This is a genomic window from Nakamurella sp. (genome assembly GCF_044224575.1).
Lineage (GTDB): Bacteria > Actinomycetota > Actinomycetes > Mycobacteriales > Nakamurellaceae > Nakamurella.
In genome coordinates, this window is the sequence record NZ_JBGAKE010000014.1 from 63,965 (window position 1) to 86,265 (window position 22,301).

A 22,301-nucleotide genomic window follows, 5' to 3' on the forward strand; every position below is an offset into this window, starting at 1 on the left:
CCTCAGACCAGCGAGTCCCGCCAGGCCGCATGCAACGTGGCGAAAGCACCGGTGCCGGCCAGCAACTGCGCCGGCGGACCGTCCTCGACGATCCGGCCGCCTTCCATCACCAGCACCCGCTCGGCGATCTCGACGGTGGACAGCCGGTGGGCGATGATCAGCGACGTGCGCCCGCGGAGCACCGTGCCCAGCGCCCGCTGCACCGCCCGCTCGGCGGGCAGGTCGAGCGACGCGGTGGCCTCGTCGAGGATCAGCACGGCCGGGTCGGCCAGGAACGCGCGCGCGAACGCCACGAGCTGGCGCTGCCCGGCGGAGAGCCGGCCGCCGCGCTTGCGCACGTCCGTGTCGAAACCCTCGGGCAGCGAACGGATGAACTCGCCGGCCCCGATGGCATCGGCCGCGGCCTCGATGTCGGCGCGGGACGCCGACGGCCGGCCCAGCGCGATGTTGTCCGCCACCGAGCCGGCGAACAGGAACGACTCCTGGGTCACCATCACCACCCCCCGGCGCAGCTCGGTGGTGCTCAGCGAGGCGACGTCCACACCGTCCAGCGTCACCGAACCGGTGGTCGGGTCGTAGAACCGGGCCAGCAGTTTGGCCAGCGTCGATTTGCCGGCGCCGGTGGCGCCGACCACGGCCACCGTCTGACCGGCCGGGATCACCAGATCCAGCGGTGACAGCACCGGAACCCGCGGGGTGTATGCGAACTCGACGCCGGCGAAGCGGATCTCACCCGTGGTGGGGGAGGGCAACGGGCGCGGGTCGGCCGGTTCGGGGACTCCGGGGGTCTCCTCGAGCAGCCCGGAGATCTTCTCCAACGCCGCGATCGCGCCCTGGTAGGCGTTGTAGAACATGGCCAGCTCGTCCAACGGGTCATACATCCGCCGCACGTACAGCAGGAACGCGGCGAGGACGCCGATCGCCAGCGTGCCGTCGATCACCTGGACGGCGCCGAGCACCATGGTGGCGACCAGGCTCAGGTTGCCCAGCAGCCGCACGGTCGGGGTGTAGATGCCCAGTGCGACCAGGGCATCGCCGTTGGCGTCGGCGTTCTGGTCGTTCACGGCCGCGAAGATGGCCGCGTTGCGCGACTCCCGGCGGAACGAGACCACCGCGCGCAGGCCGTTCATCGTCTCGGTGAACTGGACGATGACCGCCGCGATGAGGCTCCGGGTCCGCCGGTAGATGCGCCGCGATCGGTGCTGGAACCACCGGGTGGCGAGCAGGATCGGCAGGAAGGCGGCGAGCGCCACCAGGGCGAGGTCGACGTCGAGGACGAGCAGCGTGACGCTGATCGCCACCACCGACAGGACGCCGGAGATCAGCCCCTCCAGTCCCTCGCCGGCCAGATCGTTCAGCGAGTCCAGGTCGCTGGTCAGCCGGGAGATGACCCGGCCGGACGTGTACTTCTCGTGGAAGGCCAGGCTCAACGACTGGGCATGGGTGAACACCCGCCCGCGCAGGTCGAGCAGCATCGCCTGGGTCACCCGCGCGGACAGCCGGACGAAGATCGCCTTGCCGACCGCGTTGATGATGCCGGCCGCCAGGTAAGCCAGGGTGGCCAGCACCAGGGGTCGCCCGTCCCCGTTCGCCAGGGCGGGCACGGCCGAGTCGATGCCGTAGGCCACGGCCAGCGGACCGACCAGGTAGGCGAGCTCACTGATCACGACGACGATGCCGGCGAGCAGTGCCCACCCCCGGTAGGGCCGGATCAACGAGCCGAGCAACCCGCGTGAGCGGGCCCGCAGGCGCAGGCCCACCCCGGTGGAGATGTCGTCGACGTCCTCGGCGGCGACCCCGCGCCAGGCGTCGTCGGCGTCCGGTGCCAGGTCCGGCAGCGGCGTCGGGCTGGTCATGGCATTGTTCATCGCGCGTCTGAAACCTCCGTTCGGCTGGTCAGCAGGTCGCGGTAGTCGGGGTTGGACGCGAGCATCTCGGCATGGGTGCCGACGGCGCTGATCCGCCCGCCGGCCAGCAGCGCGACCCGGTCGGCCAGCAGGACGGTGGACGCACGGTGCGCGACCACCAACGCGGTCGTGCCGGTGAGCACGGAACGCAACGCCTGCTCGACCCTGGACTCGGTGTGGATGTCCAGCGCGGACAGTGGGTCGTCCAGCACCAGCACCTCGGGACGGCCGATCACCGCCCGGGCCAACGCCAGGCGCTGCCGCTGCCCGCCGGACAGCGACAGACCTTGCTCACCGATCCTGGTGTCCAGCCCCCACGGCAACCCGGCCACGAAATCCGCTTGGGCCAGCTGCAGGGCCGCCCACACGTCGTCGTCGGTGCCGTCCGGCCAGCCGAGCAACACGTTCTCCCGGACCGATGCGGAGAACAGGGTGGGTTCCTCGAACGCCACCGCGATCCGGCGGCGAAGCTGCGCCAGGTCAAACTCTCGGATGTCGGTCCCGTCGAGCACGATCCGGCCGCCGGTGACGTCGTACAGCCGGTTGACCAGCGCGGTGAGGGTCGTCTTGCCCGATCCGGTCGCCCCGACCAGGGCGATCGTCTCGCCGGGCCGGACATCGAGATCGATTCCGCGCAGCAGATCGCCGCGGTCGGCCGGGGTGTCGGCGAATCGGAATCGGACCGCCTCGAACCGCAGATGACCCCGCCGCGGAGCCATGGGCCGGACGGGTCGGGCCGGCGAGGTGATCGTCACCGGGCTGTTCATCACCTCGAAGTACCGTTCGGTGGCGCTGGCGGCGTCGTTCGTCATCGCCAGCAGCCAACCGATCGAGTCGATCGGCCACCGCAGGCTCAACGCGACCCCGAAGAATGCGACGAGCGTCCCGGCGGACATCGAGCCGCCGGCGACCTGGACGATGCCGAAGAACAGGGTGAGGCCGAACGCGATCTCCGGAATGACGATGACCGAGCCCCACAACCTGGCCACCACCGCCGCCTTGGTCAGCTCGGTGGCGCGCAGGCCCCGCGCCGACGCGGCGAATCGACGGGAGTAGTGAGAGCTCCGGCCGAACGCCTTGAGGATCCGGATGCCGAGGACCGATTCCTCGACCATGCTGGCCAGATCGCCGACCTGGTCCTGGCTGCGCCGGGCCAGCACCTGATAGCGGGACTCGTAGCGGAAGCACAGCGCGACCAACGGGACCGCCATCACCGCGATGATCAGGCCGAGCTGCCAGCTGAGCATGAGCAGGACGACCAGCCCGACCCCGAAGGTCGCCAGGTTGACGAACAGGAACACCAGACCGAAACCGAGAAAGCGCCGGATCGTCGCCAGGTCGGAGACGGCACGGGACATCAACTGCCCGGTGGGCCATCGGTCGTGGAACGCCACCGGCAGCCGTTGCAGATGGTCGTAGATCGCGGCTCGCATCCTGGCCTCGACCCGCATGGTGGGACGGGCCGACAACATTCGCCGCGCCCAGAACAGCAGCGCCTCCAGCACGCCGAGGGCGAGCAGGGCCGCGCCCGGCACCCACAGGCCGGCGAGGTTCTGCTGGGTGATCGGCCCATCGATGACCTGCTGGATGACCAGCGGAAACGCCACCGCGCACAGGGTGGCGGCGAGCGCGGCCACGGCGCTGAGAATCAGCGCCGGGAGGGCCGGCCGGACGAAGGGCAGCAGGCGGCGCAGGCTCGCCACCGCCGGTACGTGCGCGTCGACCCCCGGCCGCGGCGGGGTGGTGCCGCGGTCGGTGATGACGGATGCTTCGGTGGTCTGGCTCATGGCGCTCGCCAGGCTACGTCCGACCTACGACAACGCTCATCGCCTTTTCTGCCCGCCCGGCACCCCTCCCGCCGGCTGGCCCTCCGCGAGAAGCCGCCCCTCGGCTGAGCCGCCCCGGGCCGGCCCGCCCCGCCCTGCCACGCCCGAACCCGCCCGCCCCGCCCCAACCGCCCGAACCGCCCCGCCCGAACCGGCCCGCCCCGCCCGCCCCGCCCGAACCGCCCCGCCGCCGCCTGAGACCGGCCCGGGCCCCCCGCCCGCGCGGATCAACTACGCCGACACGGCTGAAACGACGCCGAATGTGACGTCCGGGACGGACGTCAACGACTTCATCCGCGCGGCAAAGTTGTCGAAATGAAGATCCGCTTCGAGAAAGATGGGAGTATCGTGTGACCCGGATCACTGGGCAAGTGATCCACCAGTCGGGCCACACGCCGTCCAGCTGACGCACGGCCCGTCTCCGGGTGCCCGCTCGCGCCGAGTGTGGACACCCGGTTCCGGACCGCCGGGGTCCGGGTCCCCGAGCCGGGGAGTCGAAACCCGGCGGTTCGGCTCTTTCTCTGGGCTCGCCCACAGCTCCCTCGGTCACCGTTGCGGTGACATCCGGCGTCCGAGGAGCTCATTCGTGCTGACCACATCCAACAAGGCCGGCGGCCGCGTGGGGCCCGCCATGGTTGTCGTCGCCACCGCCGCGGTGGCGATCGCGGTGCGGTTCGCCTTCGTGAACGAGGTGAACAGCGACTACCGGGCGTTCCTGAGCCCGTGGTACGACGCACTCTCGGCCGGTGGTGGACTGCGGGCCATCGGCCAGCAGATCGGTAACTACAACCCGCCCTACCTGTACCTGCTGGCGGTGATGACGTACCTGCCCATCCCGAAGATCATCGCGATCAAGCTGGTTTCGATGGTGTTCGACGTCGTGCTGGCCGCCTTCGCCGGGTTGATCGTGCGCCGCCGGTTCAATTCCTGGACGTCCGCCGTGGCGTTCGCCGTCGTGCTGGCCGCGCCGACCGTGCTGCTGAACAGCGGCTACTGGGGGCAGTGCGACTCGATCTACGCGGCGTTCTGCCTGGGCAGCCTGTACTTCCTGCTCCGCGGGCGGTCCTGGTGGGCGTGCGTGTTCTTCGGCCTGGCCCTGTCATTCAAGCTCCAGGCGATCTTCTTCCTCCCGGTGCTGCTGATCGTGCTGGTGGCGAACCGGCGGCGACTTCTTCCGCTGCTGGCGGTGCCGGTGACGTTCCTGGTCATGCTGCTACCCGCGGCCGTCGCCGGCCGCAGCTGGCGCAGCCTCCTGACGGTTTACCCGGACCAGGTGACCGGCGGGGCCGGTAGTGGATTCGGCCGTGCCGGTGGCGGCTTCGGCGGCGGTGCCCCGAGCTTGTCGGGCGGCCTGGGCGCCTGGACCCAGAACGGGCCGACGATGTTCCAGTGGGTCGGCGGGTCGGTCGGCTGGGAGGTGTTCGGCCTGGTGGTGGCCGCCGGGTTGCTGCTCGGGCTCGGGGTCCTGGCCTGGCGGACCCGCCCGCTGGGCGAGCCGCAGATCATCCTGCTGACCACCGCGACGGTGCTGGCCGTGCCGTTCTTCCTGCCCCAAATGCACGAGCGTTACTTCTACCTGGCCGACGTCATGACCATTGTCGCGGCGTTCTACCTGCGGCGGTTCTGGCCGGTCGCAGTCGCCGTGTCGGCAAGTTCGCTGCTGGCCTATGCGCCGTTTCTGTGGAGGATCACGCCGGTGCCGCTCCCGTTGGTATCGTTCTTGGAGTTCCTCGCCGTCGTCGCCACCCTGGTGGCCGCGGCGCATGTCCTGACGACACCCGGCAGCCGCTGGATCCGCGGCTCGACGATCGCCGTGGCCAACGGACGGTGGGAGGCGCCGGAGTGGGACCCGGCGCTGATCAGCCCTTCGGGTGGCCGCCCAGCAGAACGTCCTCCCAGCCCGGCATGACCGGCCGCTGCCCACGCCGGGACGGGCGGGTCGGGGTCTGATCGGTCCCGGTGAGTCCGGCTGCCGGCGCCGAGTGATTCGGAGCCGGCAGCGGCTCGGGGACGACCGGGGGCGCGACCGCCGGTGTCGGCGCGACCTCGGCGCGACGGGTCCCGGCGGGATGCCGGGACGACTGCTGGGTCACCGCCGGCGGTTCGGCATCCGGCGGACCGAACAACGACGCCTCCGGCGCCGATGCCGGAGTGGGCGCCGATGTGGTGCCCGCCTCGGCGATGGTGCGCAATGGCCGCGGTGCCGGGTCGAGCAGTTCCCGGGCCGCATCGTCGATGGAGCGCAGGGTGTTCGTTCGGCTCCCGGTATGGATCTCCCAGGTGGCCATGTTGTCGCTGCGCCCGGCCTGCCAGTGCACGGCGACCACCCAGCCCCCGTCGTGCGGCTTGTAGGCGTCCCACCGGATGCTGTCCGCCTGACCGCGCTGCCGCAGGGTGGCGGTGACGAGCTCCTCGAGGGTCTTACGGGTGGGGTTGCCGTCGACCATCGGATGCGCGGCCCGCGCCTTGTCCGCCATGCTGGCCCGCTCGAGCATCACCGGGTAGGCGTAACTCTCGATCCGGGAGACGCTGGTCACCGCTTCGGAAGCAACCGCGGCGACCGTCTTCCCCGCGCGGATCCGAGCCTGGATCTCCTTGGGCCGCAACTGCGGATCGGTTTCCACCGCCCGCCGACCGGCGCCCTTGAGCTCGCCGCGGGCCGCGGCGCGCAGGCGCTCGTCGGAGCGCAGCGAGAAAACCTCGCCGGTGACCGTGTCCTCGCAGAGCAGGTTTTCGCCGTCCTCGGCCATCCCCAGGACCCGCAGCGCGCGCATCGGCGTTCTCCTCCCCGCAGCACTCTTCAAGCGTCACCGGGACGTTATCGCGCGGTTCGACGCCCCTCGCCCAGGCGCGCCGAACGGGTCCGGGCGGCCGCGGGGCGAGGTCGCGATCGAGCGCCCCTACAGCCGTTCGACGACGTAGTCGACGCAGGCGGTGAGCGCGGACACGTCGTCCGGTTCGACGGCCGGGAACATGCCGATGCGCAGCTGGTTGCGGCCGAGCTTGCGGTACGGCTCGGTGTCCACGATGCCGTTGGCCCGCAGCGCCTTCGCGACCGCCGACGCGTCGACGGAGTCCGCGAAGTCGATGGTGCCGACGACCTGCGAGCGCAATTCCGGACGGGCCACGAACGGCGTGGTGAACTCCCGGGCGTCGGCCCAGGTGTACAGCCGCGAGGAGGAGTCCCCGGTCCGCTTGGTCGCCCAGTCCAGACCGCCCTGACCGTTCAGCCAGTCCAACTGATCGGCCAGCAGGAACAGGGTCGCGACGGCCGGTGTGTTGAGAGTCTGATCCTTGACCGAATTGTCCAGCGCGGTGGCGATGGACAGGAACTCCGGGATCCACCGGTCGGTGGCCGCGATCTCGGCGATTCGGTCCAGCGCGGCGGGCGAGGCGATGGCGATCCACAGCCCGCCGTCGGACGCGAACACCTTCTGCGGCGCGAAGTAGTAGACGTCCGCCTGGGTGATGTCCACGGGCAACCCGCCCGCACCGGAGGTGGCGTCGATCAGGACCAGTTGGTCGTCGGTCGCCCCGTCCGGCCGGACGACCGGGACGGCGACGCCGGTGGAGGTCTCGTTGTGCGCCCAGGCGTACACGTCGACGTCGGGGTTCGCCGCGTTGTCCGGCGCGTCGCCGGGTGCCGACTTGATGACGACCGGGTCGGCCAGGAATGGCGCATTGCCGGTGACGGTGGCGAACTTGCTGGAGAACTCGCCGTACGTCAGGTGCTGTGACCGGTTGCGGACCAGGCCGAGCGCGGCGGCGTCCCAGAACGCGGTGGTGCCGCCGTTGCCCAGGATGACCTGGTACCCGTCGGGCAGGCCGAACAGGGTGGACACGCCCTCCCGGACCCGCCGGACCAGCGTCTTCACCGGGGCTTGCCGGTGCGACGTGCCCAGCACGGACGCGCCGGATCCGGCCAGCGCCGCCAACGCCTCCGGGCGGACCTTGGACGGACCGCAGCCGAACCGCCCGTCGGTCGGCTTGAGTTCCTCGGGCAGGACGATGGCGGTGCTGTCGGCCATGGCGGCGCTGTCTCCTTGACGTGGCTGTCGGGCTCCCGCCTGGCCGCGTGGCCGGGGCGGGTCGGCCCCAATCTTGCCAGCCGCGCGGTTCAACTCCGGCCGCACGGATCCTCTGACCGCCGAATGTGACGGGTGTGACGCCGGTCGATCGGTTCATCCGCGCGACGGGTGACGGCGCTGGGCGCCGGGTGGTCGCCGGTGGTCGCCGGCGTCGGGGAGCGAGCACCCTCCTGCGGGTGTTGCGCTGGCGGTGTGCCGGTCGCGCTGGCGGGGCGGGCCCGCGGGGGCGTTGGTCGGCTGTGGGTCGAGCGAGGGTGCGTGGCCGGTGTACTTGCGCTGGCGGTGTGCCGGTCGCGCTGGCGGGGCGGGCCCGCGGGGGCGTTGGTCGGCTGTGGGTCGAGCGAGTGGTGCGTGGCCGGTGTACTTGCGCTGGCGGTGTGCCGGTCGCGCTGGCGGGGCGGGCCCGCGGGGGCGTTGGTCGGCTGTGGGTCGAGCGAGTGGTGCGTGGCCGGTGTACTTGCGCCGGCGGTGTGCCGGTCGCGCCGGCGGGGCGGGCCCGCGGGGGCGTTGGTCGGCTGTGGGCCGCGCGGGGTCGACCTGGTTCGGCGGGGTCGGGGCGGTCGGGGCGACTGGCGCAGCGACAACTATCCGGATAACTGTTGAATGGCGGCGCGGATCTCCCGGACGGCTCGATCGGGTTCCTGACGGAGCTGCCACCAGGTGAAGCGGAGCACGGTCCAGCCGGCGATCGCGAACTCGTTCTGCCGCGCACGGTCGGCTGCGAAGCGCTCGTGACTGGTATGGAACGCGAACCCGTCCACCTCCACCAGCAGTTTGATGCCGGGGAAGACGATGTCACCGACCCGGTTCGTCAATCCCAGCCGGACCGGGGCGTTGGCGACCCACCCGGTGATCCCGGCATCCCGTAACGCGCGGTGCAGCAGCCGTTCGGCCTCGGACTCGGCACCACCCTCCGCCGCTCGGAGGATCTGGGCTCGGGCGACGGAACCGCGTCCCACCCCCAGTGCCCGATGTGCCTCGAGCACCATCTCGACGCTGACCCAGCGCCGGCGCACGGCGTTGTCGAGGAGTTCCGGACCCTGGACAGGGAGGAGCTGCGCGATGGCGAACTCGGTCCGGGCCACGCGTATTCCGTTCCAGTAGGCGATCCAGAAGTCGTGGATGCGCTGGCGGTGCGCAACGATTCGTGGTTTGAGCTCCGGAACTCGCAATCGGTTCGGGGTTGCCAGGTCGACTCTGTCCAACGGCGCATCCGAGCGTCGCTGCCAGAACAGCGCAGCGGCTCCGGTGACGATCGAGTCCGGCCCGGCCCACAGCTGGGCCGCCCGGATGAAGCCGAGATCATCGAGCTTGCCCGGGTTGGTGAGGTACACGCTGGGCAGGACCCGTGACCACTGCTCGCGACGAAGGAAGCCCTCGATCTGCCAGGCGGGGACACCGGCGCCCAATGCCTGGGACCGAGTGAGCAGGCCGCACTGTCGGCGGATGTGGTCGGCGGCCCTACTGGGCAACGGCGGCGCTGGGCGGGGCACCGTGTCAGTGCACACGGCGCAGCCGGTCCGTTGGGCGGCGCGGCCCAGATTGTGGATAACCGGAACCGACCGAGCCGAGCGAGTGGTGCGTGGCCGGTCTACTTGGGCCGGTGGTGTGCCACTGGCGCCGGCGGGGCGGGCCGCGGGGGCGGTGCTCGGCTGTGGGCCGAGCGAGTGGTGCGTGGCCGGTCTACTTGGGCCGGTGGTGTGCCACTGGCGCCGGCGGGGCGGGCCGCGGGGGCGGTGCCCGGCTGTGGGCCGAGCGAGTGGTGCGGGGCCGGTCTACTTGGGCGGGTGGTGCGCCGGTCGCGCCCGACGCCGGTGCCCGGCGGCCGCGACCGGAGGCGGTGAGACCGGAGATTGTGCGCGGGGGACCGACGCCCGGCCCCGGCTCCGACCGGCGCCGGGACCGACCGGCACCAATCGCCGCCCGCGGCCAATCGCCGCCCGCCACCAATCGCCGCCCGGCCAATCGCCGCCCGCCACCCGGCGGCGGCAGGGCCGCCGGGCGCCGAGTCCGTCCGAGGTCGAGAGCCGTCAGACGGTGACGGCCAACGCCGGGTTGCCGGCGACGGCGTCGACGCCGCGCGGGCCGTGCCCGTCGTAGACGGCGGAGGGGCGGACGAGCCGGCCGAGCCGCTTCTGCTCGAGGATGTGCGCGCTCCAACCGGCCGTCCGGGCGCAGGTGAACATGGCCGGCATCATCGCGGCGGGCACGCCGGCGAAGTCCAGGATCACCGCGGCCCAGAACTCCACGTTCGTCTCGATCGCCCGATCCGGCCGGCGTTCGCGCAGGATCGACAACGCGGCCTGCTCCAGCGCGGCGGCCGCCTCGTACCGGGGTGCGTTCAGATCGCGGCAGGTGCGGCGCAGCACGCGGGCCCGCGGGTCCTCGGCCCGGTACACCCGGTGGCCGAAGCCCATCAGCCGTTCGTGGTTGTCCAGGATCCGGGTGACCAGGCCGTGCGGGTCACCGCTGGCCTCGACCTCCTTGACCATCGGCAGCACTCGGGCCGGGGCGCCGCCGTGCAGCGGGCCGGACATCGAGCCGATCGCGCCGGTGATGCTGGCCGGCACGTCCGCGCCGGTCGAGGCCACCACTCGGCCGGTGAAGGTGGAGGCGTTCATGCCGTGCTCGGCCGCCGACACCCAGTACGCGTCCAGTGCGCGCACCTGCTGGGGATTCACCTCGCCGGTCCAGGCCAGGACGAACCGCTCCACGACGGACGCGGTGGCTTCCAGTTCGCCGGCCGGGACCGCGGGCCGCTCGCCGCGGGCGGAGTGGGCGGCGTAGGACAGCACCGCGGACGTGGTCTGCGCCAGGTGATCTCGGGCCTGCTCATCGGTGATGTCGAGCAGCGGGCCGAACCCACGCGCGGGTGCCAGAAGGGGCAGCGAGGCCTGGACGTCGACCCGGACGTCACCGGAGCGGAACGCCGGCGGCGCGGTTTCCACCGGCAGACGGGCGCCGAACTCGTCATCGACGAGCAGCGCCCAGGCGTCCTCGAAGCCGACCCGGCCGACCAGATCCTCGATGTCGACCCCGCGGTACCGCAGTGATCCGCCGTCGCGATCGGGTTCGGCGATTGCGGTGTGGAAGGCGACCACGCCCTCGAGACCGGGGACGAAGCTTGAGCCATTCGTTGCCATCTGTACCTCCACGCCGAGGATGGACCGGAGCGCCGATGCGCCGGGGATGGGTCGAGCGGGAAAGCGGTTGTCCGCGTTCACGACCCACCTGGGGTCCATGTCGGCGGGGTCAAGCTGGGGGAGGTCGCTGAACTCATTGGTGGGTGGACAGGCTCGGCCAACCGGTGAATTGCGCCTCACCGTCACCTCACAATGCCTGCGACCCGGCCGGTAGGGCCAGCGTCAAGAAGGTGGCCTTGATCACGCCTTTACCTTTCTCGGTCGTAGAACGGTGGGTGGACGGGTCGCCGGCGAGGTCGGCGTAGCGTCGCATCGGGCCGGACGAGAGCCCGACCCGAGGACCGACCCGGGTGGACGCGAGCGAGGACGCAGATGGTGCAGCGCGACGACGGGGATCGGGTACGGATGGCCGCGATGCGCGAGGAGTACTCGTTGACCGGTCTCGCCGAGCAGGACCTGGCCACCGATTGGGTCGACCAGTTCGACCGCTGGCTCCAGGACGCGATCGTCGCCGGTCTGCCCGAGCCCAACGCGATGGTGCTGGCCACCGCATCGCCGACCGGTGAGGTGGCAAGCCGCACGGTGTTGTGCAAGGGGGTGGACGCGTCCGGAGTCGCCTTCTACACCAACCTGGGCTCGGACAAGAGCCGTGATCTGGCGGCCAATCCTCGGGCGGCGGTGACGTTCCCGTGGATCGGACTGCAGCGTCAGGTGCACGTGCGCGGCCCGGTGGAACGGGTGTCCGACGAGCAGGCCGAGCGGTACTGGGCGAGCCGTCCGCGCGGATCAAGGCTCGGCGCGTGGGCCAGCCCGCAGTCGTCGGTGCTGCCCGACCGGGACGCCCTCGAACGGCTGCAGACCGAGGTCACCGAGAGGTTCGGCGGCCCGGCGGGGGAGTCGATCGTCATCCCGTTGCCGGACTTCTGGGGCGGTTGGCGGATCGTCCCGGAGACTGTCGAGTTCTGGCAGGGGCGGCGCGCGCGGTTGCACGACCGGCTGCGGTACCGCCGCACCACCGAAGGCTGGGTCATCGAGCGTCTGGCTCCATGACGAGCGACGGCCCCCTGACGGGCGACGGCCTGGGGAGCCGCGCCGACGGGTCGGTGCGGAGCGGTCCGACGAGCACCGGCCCGGTAGGCACCGACCAGCCGGCCGGAACCGGGCCGCAGCAGATCCAGCAGCGCCCAGAACCGGCCGGAACCGGTCCGACGAGCACCGATCGGTCAACAGGTACAAGCCCATCGGACAAGCCCGGCCGGTCGTGGCGCAACGTCGGCCCGGACCTGCGCCCGCTGAGCGTGCCGGCCTACCGGCGGCTGTTCATCGGGCAGGTCTTCACCGTCGTCGGGTCGATGATCACCGCGGTCGCGGTCCAGCAGCAGGTGTTCGACCTGACCGGCAGTTCGGCCTGGGTGGGGTTCGCCTCGTTGGTGGCACTGGTGCCGCTGGTGATCTTCGGACTGCTCGGTGGTGCGATTGCAGACACCTACGACCGGCGCAAACTGCTGATCATCACGTCGATCGGCATCGCGGTCACCAGCATCGGCCTCTGGCTCGCCGCGCTGGCCGCGAGCGAGTCGGTGTGGACGGTGTTCGCGCTGCTGGCGCTGCAGCAGGCATTCTTCGCGGTCAACCAGCCGACCCGCAGTGCGATCATCCCGCGGATCGTGCCGGTGGAGATGGTGCCGTCGGCCAACGCGCTGGGCATGACGGTGTTCAGCATCGGGGTGATCGTGGGCCCGCTGCTGGTCGGCGTGCTGATCCCGCTCGTCGGGCTGGCCTGGCTGTACTTCATCGACGCGCTCACCCTGGTGGCGATCCTCTACGCCGTGCTCCGGCTGCCGCCGATCCCGCCGCTGGGGGAGCAGCGCGGGCGGGCCAAGGTCGTCGACGGCCTGCGCTACCTGTGGCTCAAGCCGCTGCTGCTGATGACGTTTGTCGTCGACATCATCGCGATGGTTTTCGGCATGCCCCGGGCGCTGTTCCCGCAGATGGCCGAGGAGACGTTCGGCGGGGCGATCGGCGGCGGCTACCAGCTCGGCGTGCTCAACGCCGCGCTGGCCGTCGGCACCCTGATCGGCGGGCTGACCGGCGGCTGGATCCACCGGGTGCACCGGCAGGGCATCGCGATCGTCGCCGCGATCGTGGTCTGGGGCGCCTCGATGGCGCTGTACGGCACCACGTCGATCCTCTGGCTGGCGGCCATCTTCCTGGCCGTCGGGGGGTGGGCCGACCTGGTCAGTGCGGTCTACCGATCCACCATCCTGCAGGTCAACGCGACGGACGAGATGCGCGGCCGGATGCAGGGCGTGTTCACCGTGGTGGTGGCCGGCGGGCCGCGGGTGGCGGACGTGGTGCACGGCCTGGTCGCATCCGCCACCTCGACCGCGTTCGCGACGACGGCCGGCGGCATCGCCGCCATCGTGCTGACCCTGCTGGCCGCGGCGATGGGCCGCTCGCTGATCCGGTACGACACCCGCCACCGCCCCGACACCGGCCGCGCGGCGCCCGACTGACCGGACCGGCACAATCAGCGGGCAGAATCAGCGGCCAGGAGGTCCGAGGAAGAGATGATCGCTCCCCGCCCGCACGACCCCCAGGACTGGGCCCCCTACCTCCGGTTGGAGGACGCGGTTCGGGCCTACATCCGCGACGCCGACGCCGCGCTCGACGAGTTGGCCGGGGTCATCGACGCCGCCGACGTGCGCTCGTTCACCTGCGAACTCGTCCCGTCCGGCCAGCCCTGGGGGGAGGCGTTGTGGCAGGAGATCGCGGTGACCGACGGGCAACGGCTCATCCTGTGGCACGGCGACGACGAGGTCGACGACGACCGGCCGGACGCCCTGATGTTCTCCTCGTCGCTGCGCACCATCCCGCTGACCGCGGTCGTCGACCAGGGGTTGCGGCAGCGGTTCCGCACCGAACCGGACGGGTCGCGATCGATGAACGCGGTGATGCTGTACCTGTCGACCCAGACGCCGGAGAAGGCGGTCACCGAACTCGCCGAGGCGAACGAGACCCGCACCGTGCAGTACGTCGAGACGTACCGCTTCAGCAAGTCCGTGACGGACGGTGGGTTGGCGCAGATGCAGCGGCTCCTGCAGTTCGGGCGGGCGTTGTCGCGGGCCGTCGGGACGGGTGCCCGACGCGCGTCCGGCGGCCCCCGATGATCATCGGATCGGTCATGCCAGGCGCAGGAACGGGCTCCTGATCAGCGCGCCGGGATGAGACGATCGGACGGAGTCGCCGGTCAGCGCGCCTCCCATCGGCGCAGGGCCTCGGCCCGCTCCTCGGCGTGGTCGACGATCGGCTCGGGATAGCCGGCGGGCCCGCCCCCGTCCAGTTCCCACGGCCGGTGCACCTTCTTGCCCGGCACGTCCCGCAGCTCGGGCACGTAGGCACGGACGAAATCACCGGACGGATCGAACTTCTCGCCCTGGGTGAGCGGGTTGAAGATCCGGAAGAACGGCGCCGCCTGGGGTCCTGACCCGGCGACCCACTGCCAGCCGTGATTGTTCGACGCGTAGTCGCCGTCCACCAGATGCTCCAGGAAATGCTCGGCCCCTCGCTGCCAGGGCAGGTGCAGATCCTTGATCAGGAACGAGGCGGTCGCCATCCGCAACCGGTTGTGCATCCAGCCCTCGGCCAGCAGTTGGCGCATACCGGCGTCGATGTAGGGGTATCCGGTCCGCCCGGTCCGCCACGCCGCGAACCGCTCGTCGGCGGTCGCCCCGGAATCCCACCGCATGCCCTGGATGACCGGGTCGACCGACGTCCACACCGATGCCGGGAGATGAAAAACGGTGTCCGCGTAGAACTCCCGCCAGGCGAGCTCCCGCCGGTACGCCGCCGCGCCGGTCGACCGCCGCCCGGCCAGCTCGGCCAGCAGCGTGCGGGGGTGGATGCACCCCCACTTCAGGTGGACCGACAGCCGGCTGGTGCCGGGCCGATCGGGCCGGTCCCGGTCCTGGTCGTAGGCATCGATCCGGTCGGCCATGAAGGATTCCCAGGCGGCGGACGCGGCCCCTTCGCCGGCGTCGGGCAACGTCATCCCGGACGGCACCGTGCGCGCGTATTCGGCCGGGTCGTGGGCCGGGACGCCGTCGGCGTCGGCCGGGCGCACCCAGTCGACGCCGGAGCCGGACGTCGCCGGACCCCGCCAGCCGTGCTGTGTCCAGGCCCGGAAGAACGGGGTGAAGACGGCGAACCGGCCGCCGTCGCCCTTGCGCACCCGTCCCGGGCTGATCGCATAGGGCGAACCGGTTGCCACCCAATCGATTCCGGCGTCGGCGAGGGCGGCCGCGACCGCGGCGTCCCGGCGTCGCCCGTACGGCCCGTAGTCGCCGGTGACGTGCACCGCGTCGGCCCCGACGGACCGGGCGATCCGGGGGATCGCCGTGGCCGGCCGCCCGTGGGCGACCAGCAACCGACCGTCCATCGACTCGGCGAGCGCCGCCAACGCGGCCGCCAGGAACGCCCGCCGCGGCGCGCCGGACGCCGTCAGCGGTACATCGTCGGCCAGGAACACGCCGAGCACCCGACGGCCGTCCGCGGCCGCCGCGGCCAGCGCCGGATGGTCCTGCAACCGCAGGTCGCGCCGGAACCACAGCACACTCGTCTTCGTCACTCGACCACGCTCACTCCGACCACGCCCATGAAGACGACGATGCCCGCCCGGCCGCGACGTCAAACGACGTCGGACCGGGCGGGCGTGCCGATCGGAAGGTCAGCGCTGCTCGGTCGGGATGTAGTCGCGCTCGGTGTAGCCGGTGTAGACCTGCCGCGGGCGGCCGATCTTGGTGGCCGGGTCGTTGATCATCTCGCGCCACTGGGCGATCCAGCCGGGCAGCCGGCCCAGCGCGAAGAGCACGGTGAACATCCGGGTCGGGAAGCCCATCGCCTTGTAGATCAGGCCGGTGTAGAAGTCCACGTTGGGGTAAAGCTTGCGGGAGATGAAGTAGTCGTCCGACAGGGCGACCTCCTCCAGCTGCTTGGCCAGGTCGAGCAGCTGGTCGGCGGCCCCGAGGTCGGCGAGCACCTCGTCGGCGGTGGCCTTGACCAGCGCCGCGCGGGGGTCGTAGTTCTTGTAGACCCGGTGTCCGAAGCCCATCAGCTTGACGCCGGGCTCGCGGTCCTTGACCCGCTTGACGAACCGGGCGACGTCGCCGCCGTCCTTGCGGATGCCTTCCAGCATCTCCAGGACCGCCTGGTTGGCGCCGCCGTGCAGCGGTCCGAACAGCGCGTTGATCCCGGCCGAGACGGACGCGAACATGTTTGCGTTCGACGAGCCGACCAGCCGCACGGTGGAGGTCGAGCAGTTCTGTTCGTGGTCGGCGTGCAGGATCAGCAGCTGGTCCAGGGCGCGGACCAATTTGGGGTCGACCTCGTACGGCTCGGCCGGGAACCCGAAGGACATCCGCAGGAAGTTCTCCACCAGCGTCAGCGAGTTGTCCGGGTACAGGAACGGGTGGCCGACCGATTTGCGGTATGCGTACGCGGCGATGGTCGGGAGCTTGGCCAGCAGCCGCACGGTGGACAGTTCGACCTGTTCGGGATTGAACGGGTCGAGCGAGTCCTGGTAGAAGGTCGACAGCGCGCTGACCGCGCTGGACAACACGGGCATCGGGTGCGCGTCCCGGGGGAAGCCGTCGAAGAACCGCTTGAGGTCCTCGTGCAGCATGGTGTGCCGGGACAGCCGCTTGGTGAACGCCTCGAGTTCGGCCGGGGTGGGCAGCTCACCGTGGATCAGCAGGTAGCTGGTTTCGATGAACGTCGAATGCTGCGCCAGCTGTTCGATCGGGTACCCGCGGTACCGCAGGATGCCGACGTCACCGTCGATGTAGGTGATCTTCGACGTGGTGGACCCGGTGTTGGTGAACCCAGGGTCCAGGGTGATCACCCCGAGGGTGGTCAGCAGCTTGGAGATCTCCATGCCCGAGGCGCCCTCGGTGGCCGGGATCACCTTGAGGTCCAGTTGCTCACCGCCGAACTCCAGCGAGCCGGTGGCCGGCGCCTGGATCGTGGCCTCGGTCGGCGGCAGGAACTGGATGGTGCCGGTCGCCTCGGCGGACCCCGGCGGATTGACCGGGGTCGGGGCGGCGTCGGTGCTGGTCATCGCGGTCATTCGCCTCTCGTTCGGGTCAGATGGCAACGGCCAAGCAGGCCAGTGGGGCTGCGGCGGGCACGTCGGAGGTGGCGCTGGTGATGTCGAGATTACTGGTCGGGGGGGACGCGCCGAGCCGCGGGCGGCCCGATCATGGCCCGATCGGGGGGACGCGGGGGAGGTTTACTCGGCAGTAACCTGGATGTGACGCAGCCGACATTCCCGGCGGCCCGAGGTGGTCGACAGTGGGTGTTGTCGCAGCTCCGGCGGGCAATGGTGCTCGCCGACGACTCACGGAAGGTCAGTGACAAGGATGAGTGTGAGCCTGGCGGCGATCCTGTCGGAATCGGCGCTCCGGTACCCGGATCGGGACGCGGTGGTGATGGGGCCGCAGCGGATCTCCTACGCCAGGCTGTGGGAGGAGTCACGTCGCTACGCGGCGGTTCTGCGCGAGCGGGGCATCGGCCCGGGCGACCGCGTCGCGCTGCTGGTGCCCAACGTGCCCGATTTCCCCCGCGCCTACTACGCCGTGCTGTCGTTGGGTGCCGTGGTCGTGCCGGTGCACGCCCTGCTGGTTGCCCGGGAGATCGGCTTCGTGCTGACCGATTCGCAGGCGAAGCTGCTCATCGCGGCCGGTCCGCTGCTCGAGCAGGGGATACCCGGCGCCGAGCAGGCGGGCGTCCCCGTGCTGGCCCTGCTCGGCGCGCCCGACGGGGTCGCCCGGCTGGACGAGCTGGCCGCCCAGGCCGAACCGATCCGCGCCTACGTCGAACGCGAGCCGCAGGACGAGGCCGTCATCCTCTACACGTCGGGCACCACCGGGGCGCCCAAGGGTGCGGTGCTGACCCAGCTCAACATGACGATGAACGCGATCATGAGCGCGTCCAACGTGCTGGGCCTGACCGCCGCCGACGTGATCCTGGGCTGCCTGCCGCTGTTCCACTCGTTCGGCCAGACCTGCGCGATGAACGCCGGGTTCTTCGCGGGCAGCACCCTGGTGCTGCTGCCGCGGTTCGACGGCGCCGCCGCCCTCGACCTGATCATCAACGAGAAGGTCAACGTGTTCGAGGGCGTACCGACGATGTACATCGCTTTGCTGGCCGCCGCCCGCGAGGACGAGCGGCGGCCCGAGCTGCGCCGCGCGGTGTCCGGTGGAGCGAGCCTGCCGGTCGCCGTCATCGACGCGTTCAAGCGGGTGTTCGGCGCCGACATCTACGAGGGCTACGGGCTGTCCGAGACCTCCCCGGTGGCCACGTTCAACCAGGCGGTGTTCGGCCGCAAGCCCGGCACCGTCGGCCGGCCGATCTGGGGCACCGACGCGGAGATCGCCGATCCGGCGATCGAGGACCGGATCGAACTGCTGGCCCAGGGGCAGGTCGGCGAGGTCGTGCTGCGCGGGCACAACATCTTCGCCGGCTACCTCAACAATCCTCAGGCCACCCGGGCGGTGCTGGTGGACGGCTGGTTCCGCACCGGCGACCTCGGCAGCATGGACGCCGACGGCTTCCTGTCCATCGTCGACCGGAAGAAGGACCTGATCATCCGCGGCGGGTTCAACGTCTACCCGCGCGAGGTCGAGGAGGTGCTGGCCGCCCACCCGGGCATCGCCCAGGTCGCCGTCGTCGGCGTGCCCGACGCGACCCACGGCGAGGAGATCTGCGCGGTCGTCGTGCGCTCGCCCGAGGGTCAGGACCTGGACGCCGACACGCTGATGGCGTGGTCCCGGGAAAAGCTGGGCCGGCACAAGGTGCCGCGGCGGGTGGAATTCGTCGAGTCGCTCCCGCTGGGCCCGAGCGGCAAGATCCTCAAGCGGGAGCTGGTCAAACAGCTCTGACGGCCTGTCAAGCGAGTTTGTTCGGCCGGCGTATCTTCCGGCTCCGTCACTACTCCTGAGGTGGTCGCGTGCCGCTTGCCCCGCGCGGGGCGGGCGGCATGCCATCACCAGTGAACATCGACGGAGGAACCATGCATATATCGGCCCGATCGGCCATCACGGCCGCGGCGTCGGCCGGCCTGTTGTTCGTGCTGGCCGCCTGTGGCGGCGTCGGCGGAACCCCGGCGGTGGGCAACGCCGCGGCCGCCGCCGGCAACACCACCGCGCCCACCACCAAGACGTCGACGTCGACCCGGACGGCGACCCCGACCCGGACGGCAACCCCGACCAGCACCGCGACCGATCTCACCCTGGCCAGCGGGGTGACCATCGAAGAACTCAAGGGCGACATCGACGACGCGCAAACCGTCGTCGACGGATTCTGGACCACCCATTGGTCGGACTACTTCACCGGCACCTACGTCGCCCCGACCGTGGTCGGCCTGTACGACGGCACCGACCCGGACACCGCCCCCGAGTGCGGGGGAGAGCCGCTGGAGGCCTACAACGCGTTCTACTGCCCGGCGAACGACTCGGTCGCCTGGGACGCCAGCCTGCTGGTCACCGGAGCCGACCAGATCGGCGACTCCTGGGTATTCCTGGTGGTCGCGCACGAATGGGGCCATGCCATCCAGGCCCGGCTCGACGGAACCCTGGTCGCGCAGGCGGACGAACTGCAGGCCGACTGCCTCGGCGCGGCCGCGCTGTACGGGGCCGCCGCCGACGGCACCCTGAGCTTCGACATGGGCGACGAGCAGGAGCTGGTCACCTCGCTGTCCGCGCTGGCCGACCAGATGCCGTGGACGATGACCTCCGACCACGGCGACGCGTTCCAGCGGGTGCAGTGGTTCACCCTGGGCCGCAACGGCGGCGTCAACGCGTGCATCGACGTGCTGCAGGACCCGTCGGCGTCGACGGTGCCCAGCACCATCGACGTCTCGCCGTCGACCGTCCCCTCCGCCGACGTCCCGCCGCCCACCGGCGGGGGCGCACCGCCCACCGCTTGACGGTTCTTCACGTGACACCCACGCCGATGTCCCCGGCGTGGGTGTCCGTGCGTGACACCCTCGGAATGGAGTCTGAGTCGAAACGAGGGATGCATGCGCTCGCGTCTGCTGGTGGTCGGGGCCGTCCTCGGCCTGACCGTCGTCACCGGTGTCCTGATCTACCAGGGCAACACGGAGAAGGCGACGGCCTCCTCCGCGGCGTCCAGCACTTCCGGCGGGGTGTACGCCGAGGACACGGCCGACCCGACCATCCCGGAGGTCACCGCCCCGGGCGAACGACCGGCGACGAACGTGCCGATGACCAAGCTGGAACCGGGCGACACCCCGCCGCAGTTCATCATCTTCTCGTTCGATGGCGCCGGTTCCCACCAGCGGTGGAACGAATTCATGTCGGTCGCCGACGAGTCGAACTCCCGGTTCACCGGGTTCCTGTCGGGGATCTACCTGCTGGGTGACGAGGGCAAGTACGCCGGTGCCTACACCGGTCCGGGGCACAAGACCGGCGCCGCGGCGATCGGCTACGGTGGTCCGGAATCCGAAATCGTCACCGAGGTCAACGATCTCAACACGGCCTATATGAAGGGCCATGAGATCGGCACCCACTACAACGGCCACTTCTGTGACGACGCCCCGCCCGGCGGCAACCAGTGGACCACCGCCGATTGGAACGACGAGCTGGACCAGTTCTACAAGTTCGTCAAGGACTGGAAGACGATCAACGGCTACACGGACGCGCCCGACCTGATCGTGCCGCCGGAGACGATCAAGGGTGGCCGCACCCCGTGCCTGACCGGCAAGCTCGACACCCTGATCCCGGCGTGGAAGGCGCACGGTATGACGTACGACTCGTCGATGCCGGCGCCCCGCAACGGCCTCTACTGGCCGCAGAAGGTCGACGGCATCTGGGAGTTCTACATGCCGCAGGTCTACTCGCCCGGGTTCGAGGGCATGACGACCGCGATGGACTACAACTTCTGGGCGAAGTTCAACGGCGCCCGGGACGAGCCCGACACCGCGCCCGAGTTGCGGTCGATCGTCAAGGGCACCTACGAGTTCATGTTCGACCAGGCCTACAACGGCAACCGGGCACCGATCCTGATCGCCAACCACTTCAACAAGTGGAACGGCGACTCGTTCAACCCGCCGGCGATGGATTTCATGAAGGAGAAGTGCGGCCAGCCGGACGTCATCTGCGCCACCTACCAGGACGTCATCGCCTGGATGGAGCTGCAGGACCCGGCCGTCCTGCAGGAGCTGCTCGACCGGGCGCCGGTGGCGGCCAAGGCGCCTGATTCCTGACGGCCTGGCCGCAAGGGCCCCGAGGTTGGCTGATCAACCCCGGCCCCCCGAGGTTTCGCTGATCAAAGCCGGTCCGAACCGGACAGAACGCCGGCGGTGACGCGGGTTTGATCAGCCAACCGGGGTCCCGGCGCTGCCGGTCGGGCGCCAGTGGAGCAACGCCGGCTCAAGAGAGCCGGCCCTGCGCCACTGGGCCCGTGCCGCCTACGCCTCGTGCCGGTCGGCGTTGGCGTGGATCGCGTCCCGCAGCCATCGGGCCAGGCCCGGCGCGACGTCTTCGTAGGTGCGGGTGAACCGCTCGTCGGCCAGGTACATGTCGCCCAGCCCCCGATGCATGGCGTACCCGCAGTCGTAGAACGTCGCGATCGAGGCTCGGTGCTCCTCGGCGAGGTCCATCGCCTCGACGCTGTCCGGGGCGGCGCCGCCGGTCATCGCGGCGGCCAGCCGACGGTTCAGGTCGTCACCGGCCTCTTTGATCTCGATCCACTGTTGCTTGGACAGCTTGGACGTCCGTTCCTGCGACTGCTTCCAGGCGTCCGTGTCGCCCCACCGCTGCTCCGCCTCGGTCTCGTAGTCCGCGCTGTAGTTCGGCCCGAAGATCTCGAATTTCTCTTCGGGCGTCAGTTGAATTCCCATGGTGTGGGCCTCCAGTTCCTTGTCGACGGCCGCGACCATGGCCTGCAGCCGGCCGATCCGGTCGGCCAGGAGCTCACGCTGCCGTCGCAGGTGGGCGCCCGTGCCGGCCGTCCGGTCGGCCAGAATGGTCGCGATGTCGTCGAGGGAGAAGCCGAGCTCCCGGTAGAACAGGATGTGCCGCAACCGATCCAGGTCGTCCTCCGAGTACCGGCGGTAGCCGGCGGAGGTCCGGTCCTGGGGTTCCAGCAGACCGATCTGGCCGTAGTGGTGCAACGTCCGGACCGTCACCCCCGCCAGCTCGGCCACCTGCCCGACCGAGTAACTCATCCGCTCTCCTTCGATGACGTCCGGGTTCCGATCACCCGGACGTCATCGAGCATGCGGCCTGACGTTGCGTCAGGGTCAAGGCGAAATCCGGA

Annotated in this window: 17 protein-coding genes; 7 read left to right on the forward strand and 10 right to left on the reverse strand. The window is 70.7% G+C overall.

Annotated elements, in window-relative coordinates; translation table 11 throughout:
• Nucleotides 1–2 precede the first annotated feature (2 nt).
• Entirely contained in the window at nucleotides 3–1,868 is a 1,866-nt protein-coding gene (locus ACILSK_RS16560; RefSeq protein WP_395728276.1) for an ABC transporter ATP-binding protein, read from the reverse strand.
• Complete coding sequence (locus ACILSK_RS16565) at nucleotides 1,865–3,694, reverse strand: ABC transporter ATP-binding protein (RefSeq protein ID WP_395728277.1); 1,830 nt, start codon at nucleotides 3,692–3,694, stop codon at nucleotides 1,865–1,867. Before ACILSK_RS16565 ends, ACILSK_RS16560 begins: the two co-directional genes overlap by 4 nt.
• 625 nt (nucleotides 3,695–4,319) lie before the next feature.
• On the opposite strand from ACILSK_RS16565, the gene ACILSK_RS16570 reads away from it, so the two are divergent.
• Nucleotides 4,320–5,642, forward strand: a complete 1,323-nt coding sequence (locus ACILSK_RS16570; RefSeq protein ID WP_395728278.1) for a glycosyltransferase 87 family protein — start codon at nucleotides 4,320–4,322, stop codon at nucleotides 5,640–5,642.
• Here the strand turns inward: ACILSK_RS16570 and sepH are convergent.
• The 5 genes from sepH to ACILSK_RS16595 form a co-directional block, all read right to left on the reverse strand.
• A complete protein-coding gene (gene sepH, locus ACILSK_RS16575) occupies nucleotides 5,593–6,507 on the reverse strand; it encodes a septation protein SepH (protein ID WP_395728279.1) in 915 nt (304 codons plus the stop codon). The two genes, ACILSK_RS16570 and sepH, sit on opposite strands and share 50 nt — an antisense overlap.
• Before the next feature lie 126 nt (nucleotides 6,508–6,633).
• The gene (gene serC, locus ACILSK_RS16580) at nucleotides 6,634–7,761 is read right to left on the reverse strand and encodes a phosphoserine transaminase (RefSeq protein WP_395728280.1); all 1,128 of its coding nucleotides are present in this window, start codon (nucleotides 7,759–7,761) and stop codon (nucleotides 6,634–6,636) included.
• Between the two features lie 644 nt (nucleotides 7,762–8,405).
• Nucleotides 8,406–9,314, reverse strand: coding sequence for an endonuclease domain-containing protein (locus ACILSK_RS16585; protein ID WP_395728281.1), 909 nt, complete (start codon nucleotides 9,312–9,314; stop codon nucleotides 8,406–8,408).
• A gap of 537 nt (nucleotides 9,315–9,851) precedes the next feature.
• A complete protein-coding gene (locus ACILSK_RS16590; protein WP_395728282.1) occupies nucleotides 9,852–10,964 on the reverse strand; it encodes a citrate synthase 2 in 1,113 nt (370 codons plus the stop codon).
• Nucleotides 10,965–11,151: 187 nt separating this feature from the next.
• Nucleotides 11,152–11,277: a hypothetical protein gene (locus ACILSK_RS16595; protein WP_395728283.1), complete on the reverse strand. Its 126-nt coding sequence runs from the start codon at nucleotides 11,275–11,277 to the stop codon at nucleotides 11,152–11,154.
• Nucleotides 11,278–11,336: 59 nt separating this feature from the next.
• Here ACILSK_RS16595 and pdxH point away from each other — a divergent pair, with 59 nt between their 5' ends.
• Genes pdxH through ACILSK_RS16610 form a run of 3 tightly spaced genes read left to right on the forward strand, consistent with a single transcriptional unit; the run spans nucleotide 11,337 to nucleotide 14,134 of the window.
• Entirely contained in the window at nucleotides 11,337–12,014 is a 678-nt protein-coding gene (pdxH, locus tag ACILSK_RS16600) for a pyridoxamine 5'-phosphate oxidase (protein WP_395728284.1), read from the forward strand.
• Nucleotides 12,011–13,480: an MFS transporter gene (locus tag ACILSK_RS16605; protein WP_395728285.1), complete on the forward strand. Its 1,470-nt coding sequence runs from the start codon at nucleotides 12,011–12,013 to the stop codon at nucleotides 13,478–13,480. The genes pdxH and ACILSK_RS16605 overlap by 4 nt, the downstream gene beginning before the upstream one ends.
• Nucleotides 13,481–13,534: 54 nt before the next feature.
• Nucleotides 13,535–14,134 carry a hypothetical protein gene (locus tag ACILSK_RS16610; RefSeq protein WP_395728286.1) on the forward strand — a complete coding sequence of 200 codons (600 nt, stop codon included), beginning with the start codon at nucleotides 13,535–13,537 and terminating at the stop codon, nucleotides 14,132–14,134.
• Between the two features lie 80 nt (nucleotides 14,135–14,214).
• Here ACILSK_RS16610 and ACILSK_RS16615 read toward each other — a convergent pair whose 3' ends face one another.
• Together ACILSK_RS16615 and ACILSK_RS16620 are read right to left on the reverse strand one after the other, a co-directional pair.
• Nucleotides 14,215–15,591 carry a cryptochrome/photolyase family protein gene (locus tag ACILSK_RS16615; protein ID WP_395728287.1) on the reverse strand — a complete coding sequence of 459 codons (1,377 nt, stop codon included), beginning with the start codon at nucleotides 15,589–15,591 and terminating at the stop codon, nucleotides 14,215–14,217.
• Nucleotides 15,592–15,690: 99 nt separating this feature from the next.
• Nucleotides 15,691–17,079: a citrate synthase gene (locus ACILSK_RS16620; RefSeq protein ID WP_395728288.1), complete on the reverse strand. Its 1,389-nt coding sequence runs from the start codon at nucleotides 17,077–17,079 to the stop codon at nucleotides 15,691–15,693.
• A gap of 301 nt (nucleotides 17,080–17,380) precedes the next feature.
• Here ACILSK_RS16620 and ACILSK_RS16625 point away from each other — a divergent pair, with 301 nt between their 5' ends.
• The 3 genes from ACILSK_RS16625 (at nucleotide 17,381) to ACILSK_RS16635 (ending at nucleotide 21,246) form a co-directional block, all read left to right on the forward strand.
• Nucleotides 17,381–18,901 carry a long-chain fatty acid--CoA ligase gene (locus tag ACILSK_RS16625; RefSeq protein WP_395728289.1) on the forward strand — a complete coding sequence of 507 codons (1,521 nt, stop codon included), beginning with the start codon at nucleotides 17,381–17,383 and terminating at the stop codon, nucleotides 18,899–18,901.
• A gap of 131 nt (nucleotides 18,902–19,032) precedes the next feature.
• On the forward strand, nucleotides 19,033–19,947 hold the full coding sequence (locus ACILSK_RS16630) for a hypothetical protein (protein ID WP_395728290.1): 915 nt from the start codon (nucleotides 19,033–19,035) through the stop codon (nucleotides 19,945–19,947).
• Nucleotides 19,948–20,040: 93 nt separating this feature from the next.
• Nucleotides 20,041–21,246 (forward strand): polysaccharide deacetylase, encoded by a 1,206-nt coding sequence (locus tag ACILSK_RS16635; protein WP_395728291.1) that lies wholly within the window; start codon nucleotides 20,041–20,043, stop codon nucleotides 21,244–21,246.
• Between the two features lie 204 nt (nucleotides 21,247–21,450).
• Here ACILSK_RS16635 and ACILSK_RS16640 read toward each other — a convergent pair whose 3' ends face one another.
• Complete coding sequence (locus ACILSK_RS16640) at nucleotides 21,451–22,209, reverse strand: MerR family transcriptional regulator (protein WP_395728292.1); 759 nt, start codon at nucleotides 22,207–22,209, stop codon at nucleotides 21,451–21,453.
• Nucleotides 22,210–22,301: the final 92 nt, after the last annotated feature.

Bases quoted from the DNA above. Each gene is read 5' to 3' on its own strand.
- ACILSK_RS16560 (WP_395728276.1), bottom strand. From the start codon at position 1,868: ATGAACAATGCCATGACCAGCCCGACGCCGCTGCCGGACCTGGCACCG.
- ACILSK_RS16565 (WP_395728277.1), bottom strand. From the start codon at position 3,694: ATGAGCCAGACCACCGAAGCATCCGTCATCACCGACCGCGGCACCACC.
- sepH (WP_395728279.1), bottom strand. From the start codon at position 6,507: ATGCGCGCGCTGCGGGTCCTGGGGATGGCCGAGGACGGCGAAAACCTG.
- serC (WP_395728280.1), bottom strand. From the start codon at position 7,761: ATGGCCGACAGCACCGCCATCGTCCTGCCCGAGGAACTCAAGCCGACC.
- ACILSK_RS16590 (WP_395728282.1), bottom strand. From the start codon at position 10,964: ATGGCAACGAATGGCTCAAGCTTCGTCCCCGGTCTCGAGGGCGTGGTC.
- ACILSK_RS16595 (WP_395728283.1), bottom strand. From the start codon at position 11,277: ATGCGACGCTACGCCGACCTCGCCGGCGACCCGTCCACCCACCGTTCT.
- pdxH (WP_395728284.1), top strand. From the start codon at position 11,337: ATGGTGCAGCGCGACGACGGGGATCGGGTACGGATGGCCGCGATGCGC.
- ACILSK_RS16605 (WP_395728285.1), top strand. From the start codon at position 12,011: ATGACGAGCGACGGCCCCCTGACGGGCGACGGCCTGGGGAGCCGCGCC.
- ACILSK_RS16610 (WP_395728286.1), top strand. From the start codon at position 13,535: ATGATCGCTCCCCGCCCGCACGACCCCCAGGACTGGGCCCCCTACCTC.
- ACILSK_RS16620 (WP_395728288.1), bottom strand. From the start codon at position 17,079: ATGACCAGCACCGACGCCGCCCCGACCCCGGTCAATCCGCCGGGGTCC.
- ACILSK_RS16625 (WP_395728289.1), top strand. From the start codon at position 17,381: ATGAGTGTGAGCCTGGCGGCGATCCTGTCGGAATCGGCGCTCCGGTAC.
- ACILSK_RS16630 (WP_395728290.1), top strand. From the start codon at position 19,033: ATGCATATATCGGCCCGATCGGCCATCACGGCCGCGGCGTCGGCCGGC.
- ACILSK_RS16635 (WP_395728291.1), top strand. From the start codon at position 20,041: ATGCGCTCGCGTCTGCTGGTGGTCGGGGCCGTCCTCGGCCTGACCGTC.
- ACILSK_RS16640 (WP_395728292.1), bottom strand. From the start codon at position 22,209: ATGAGTTACTCGGTCGGGCAGGTGGCCGAGCTGGCGGGGGTGACGGTC.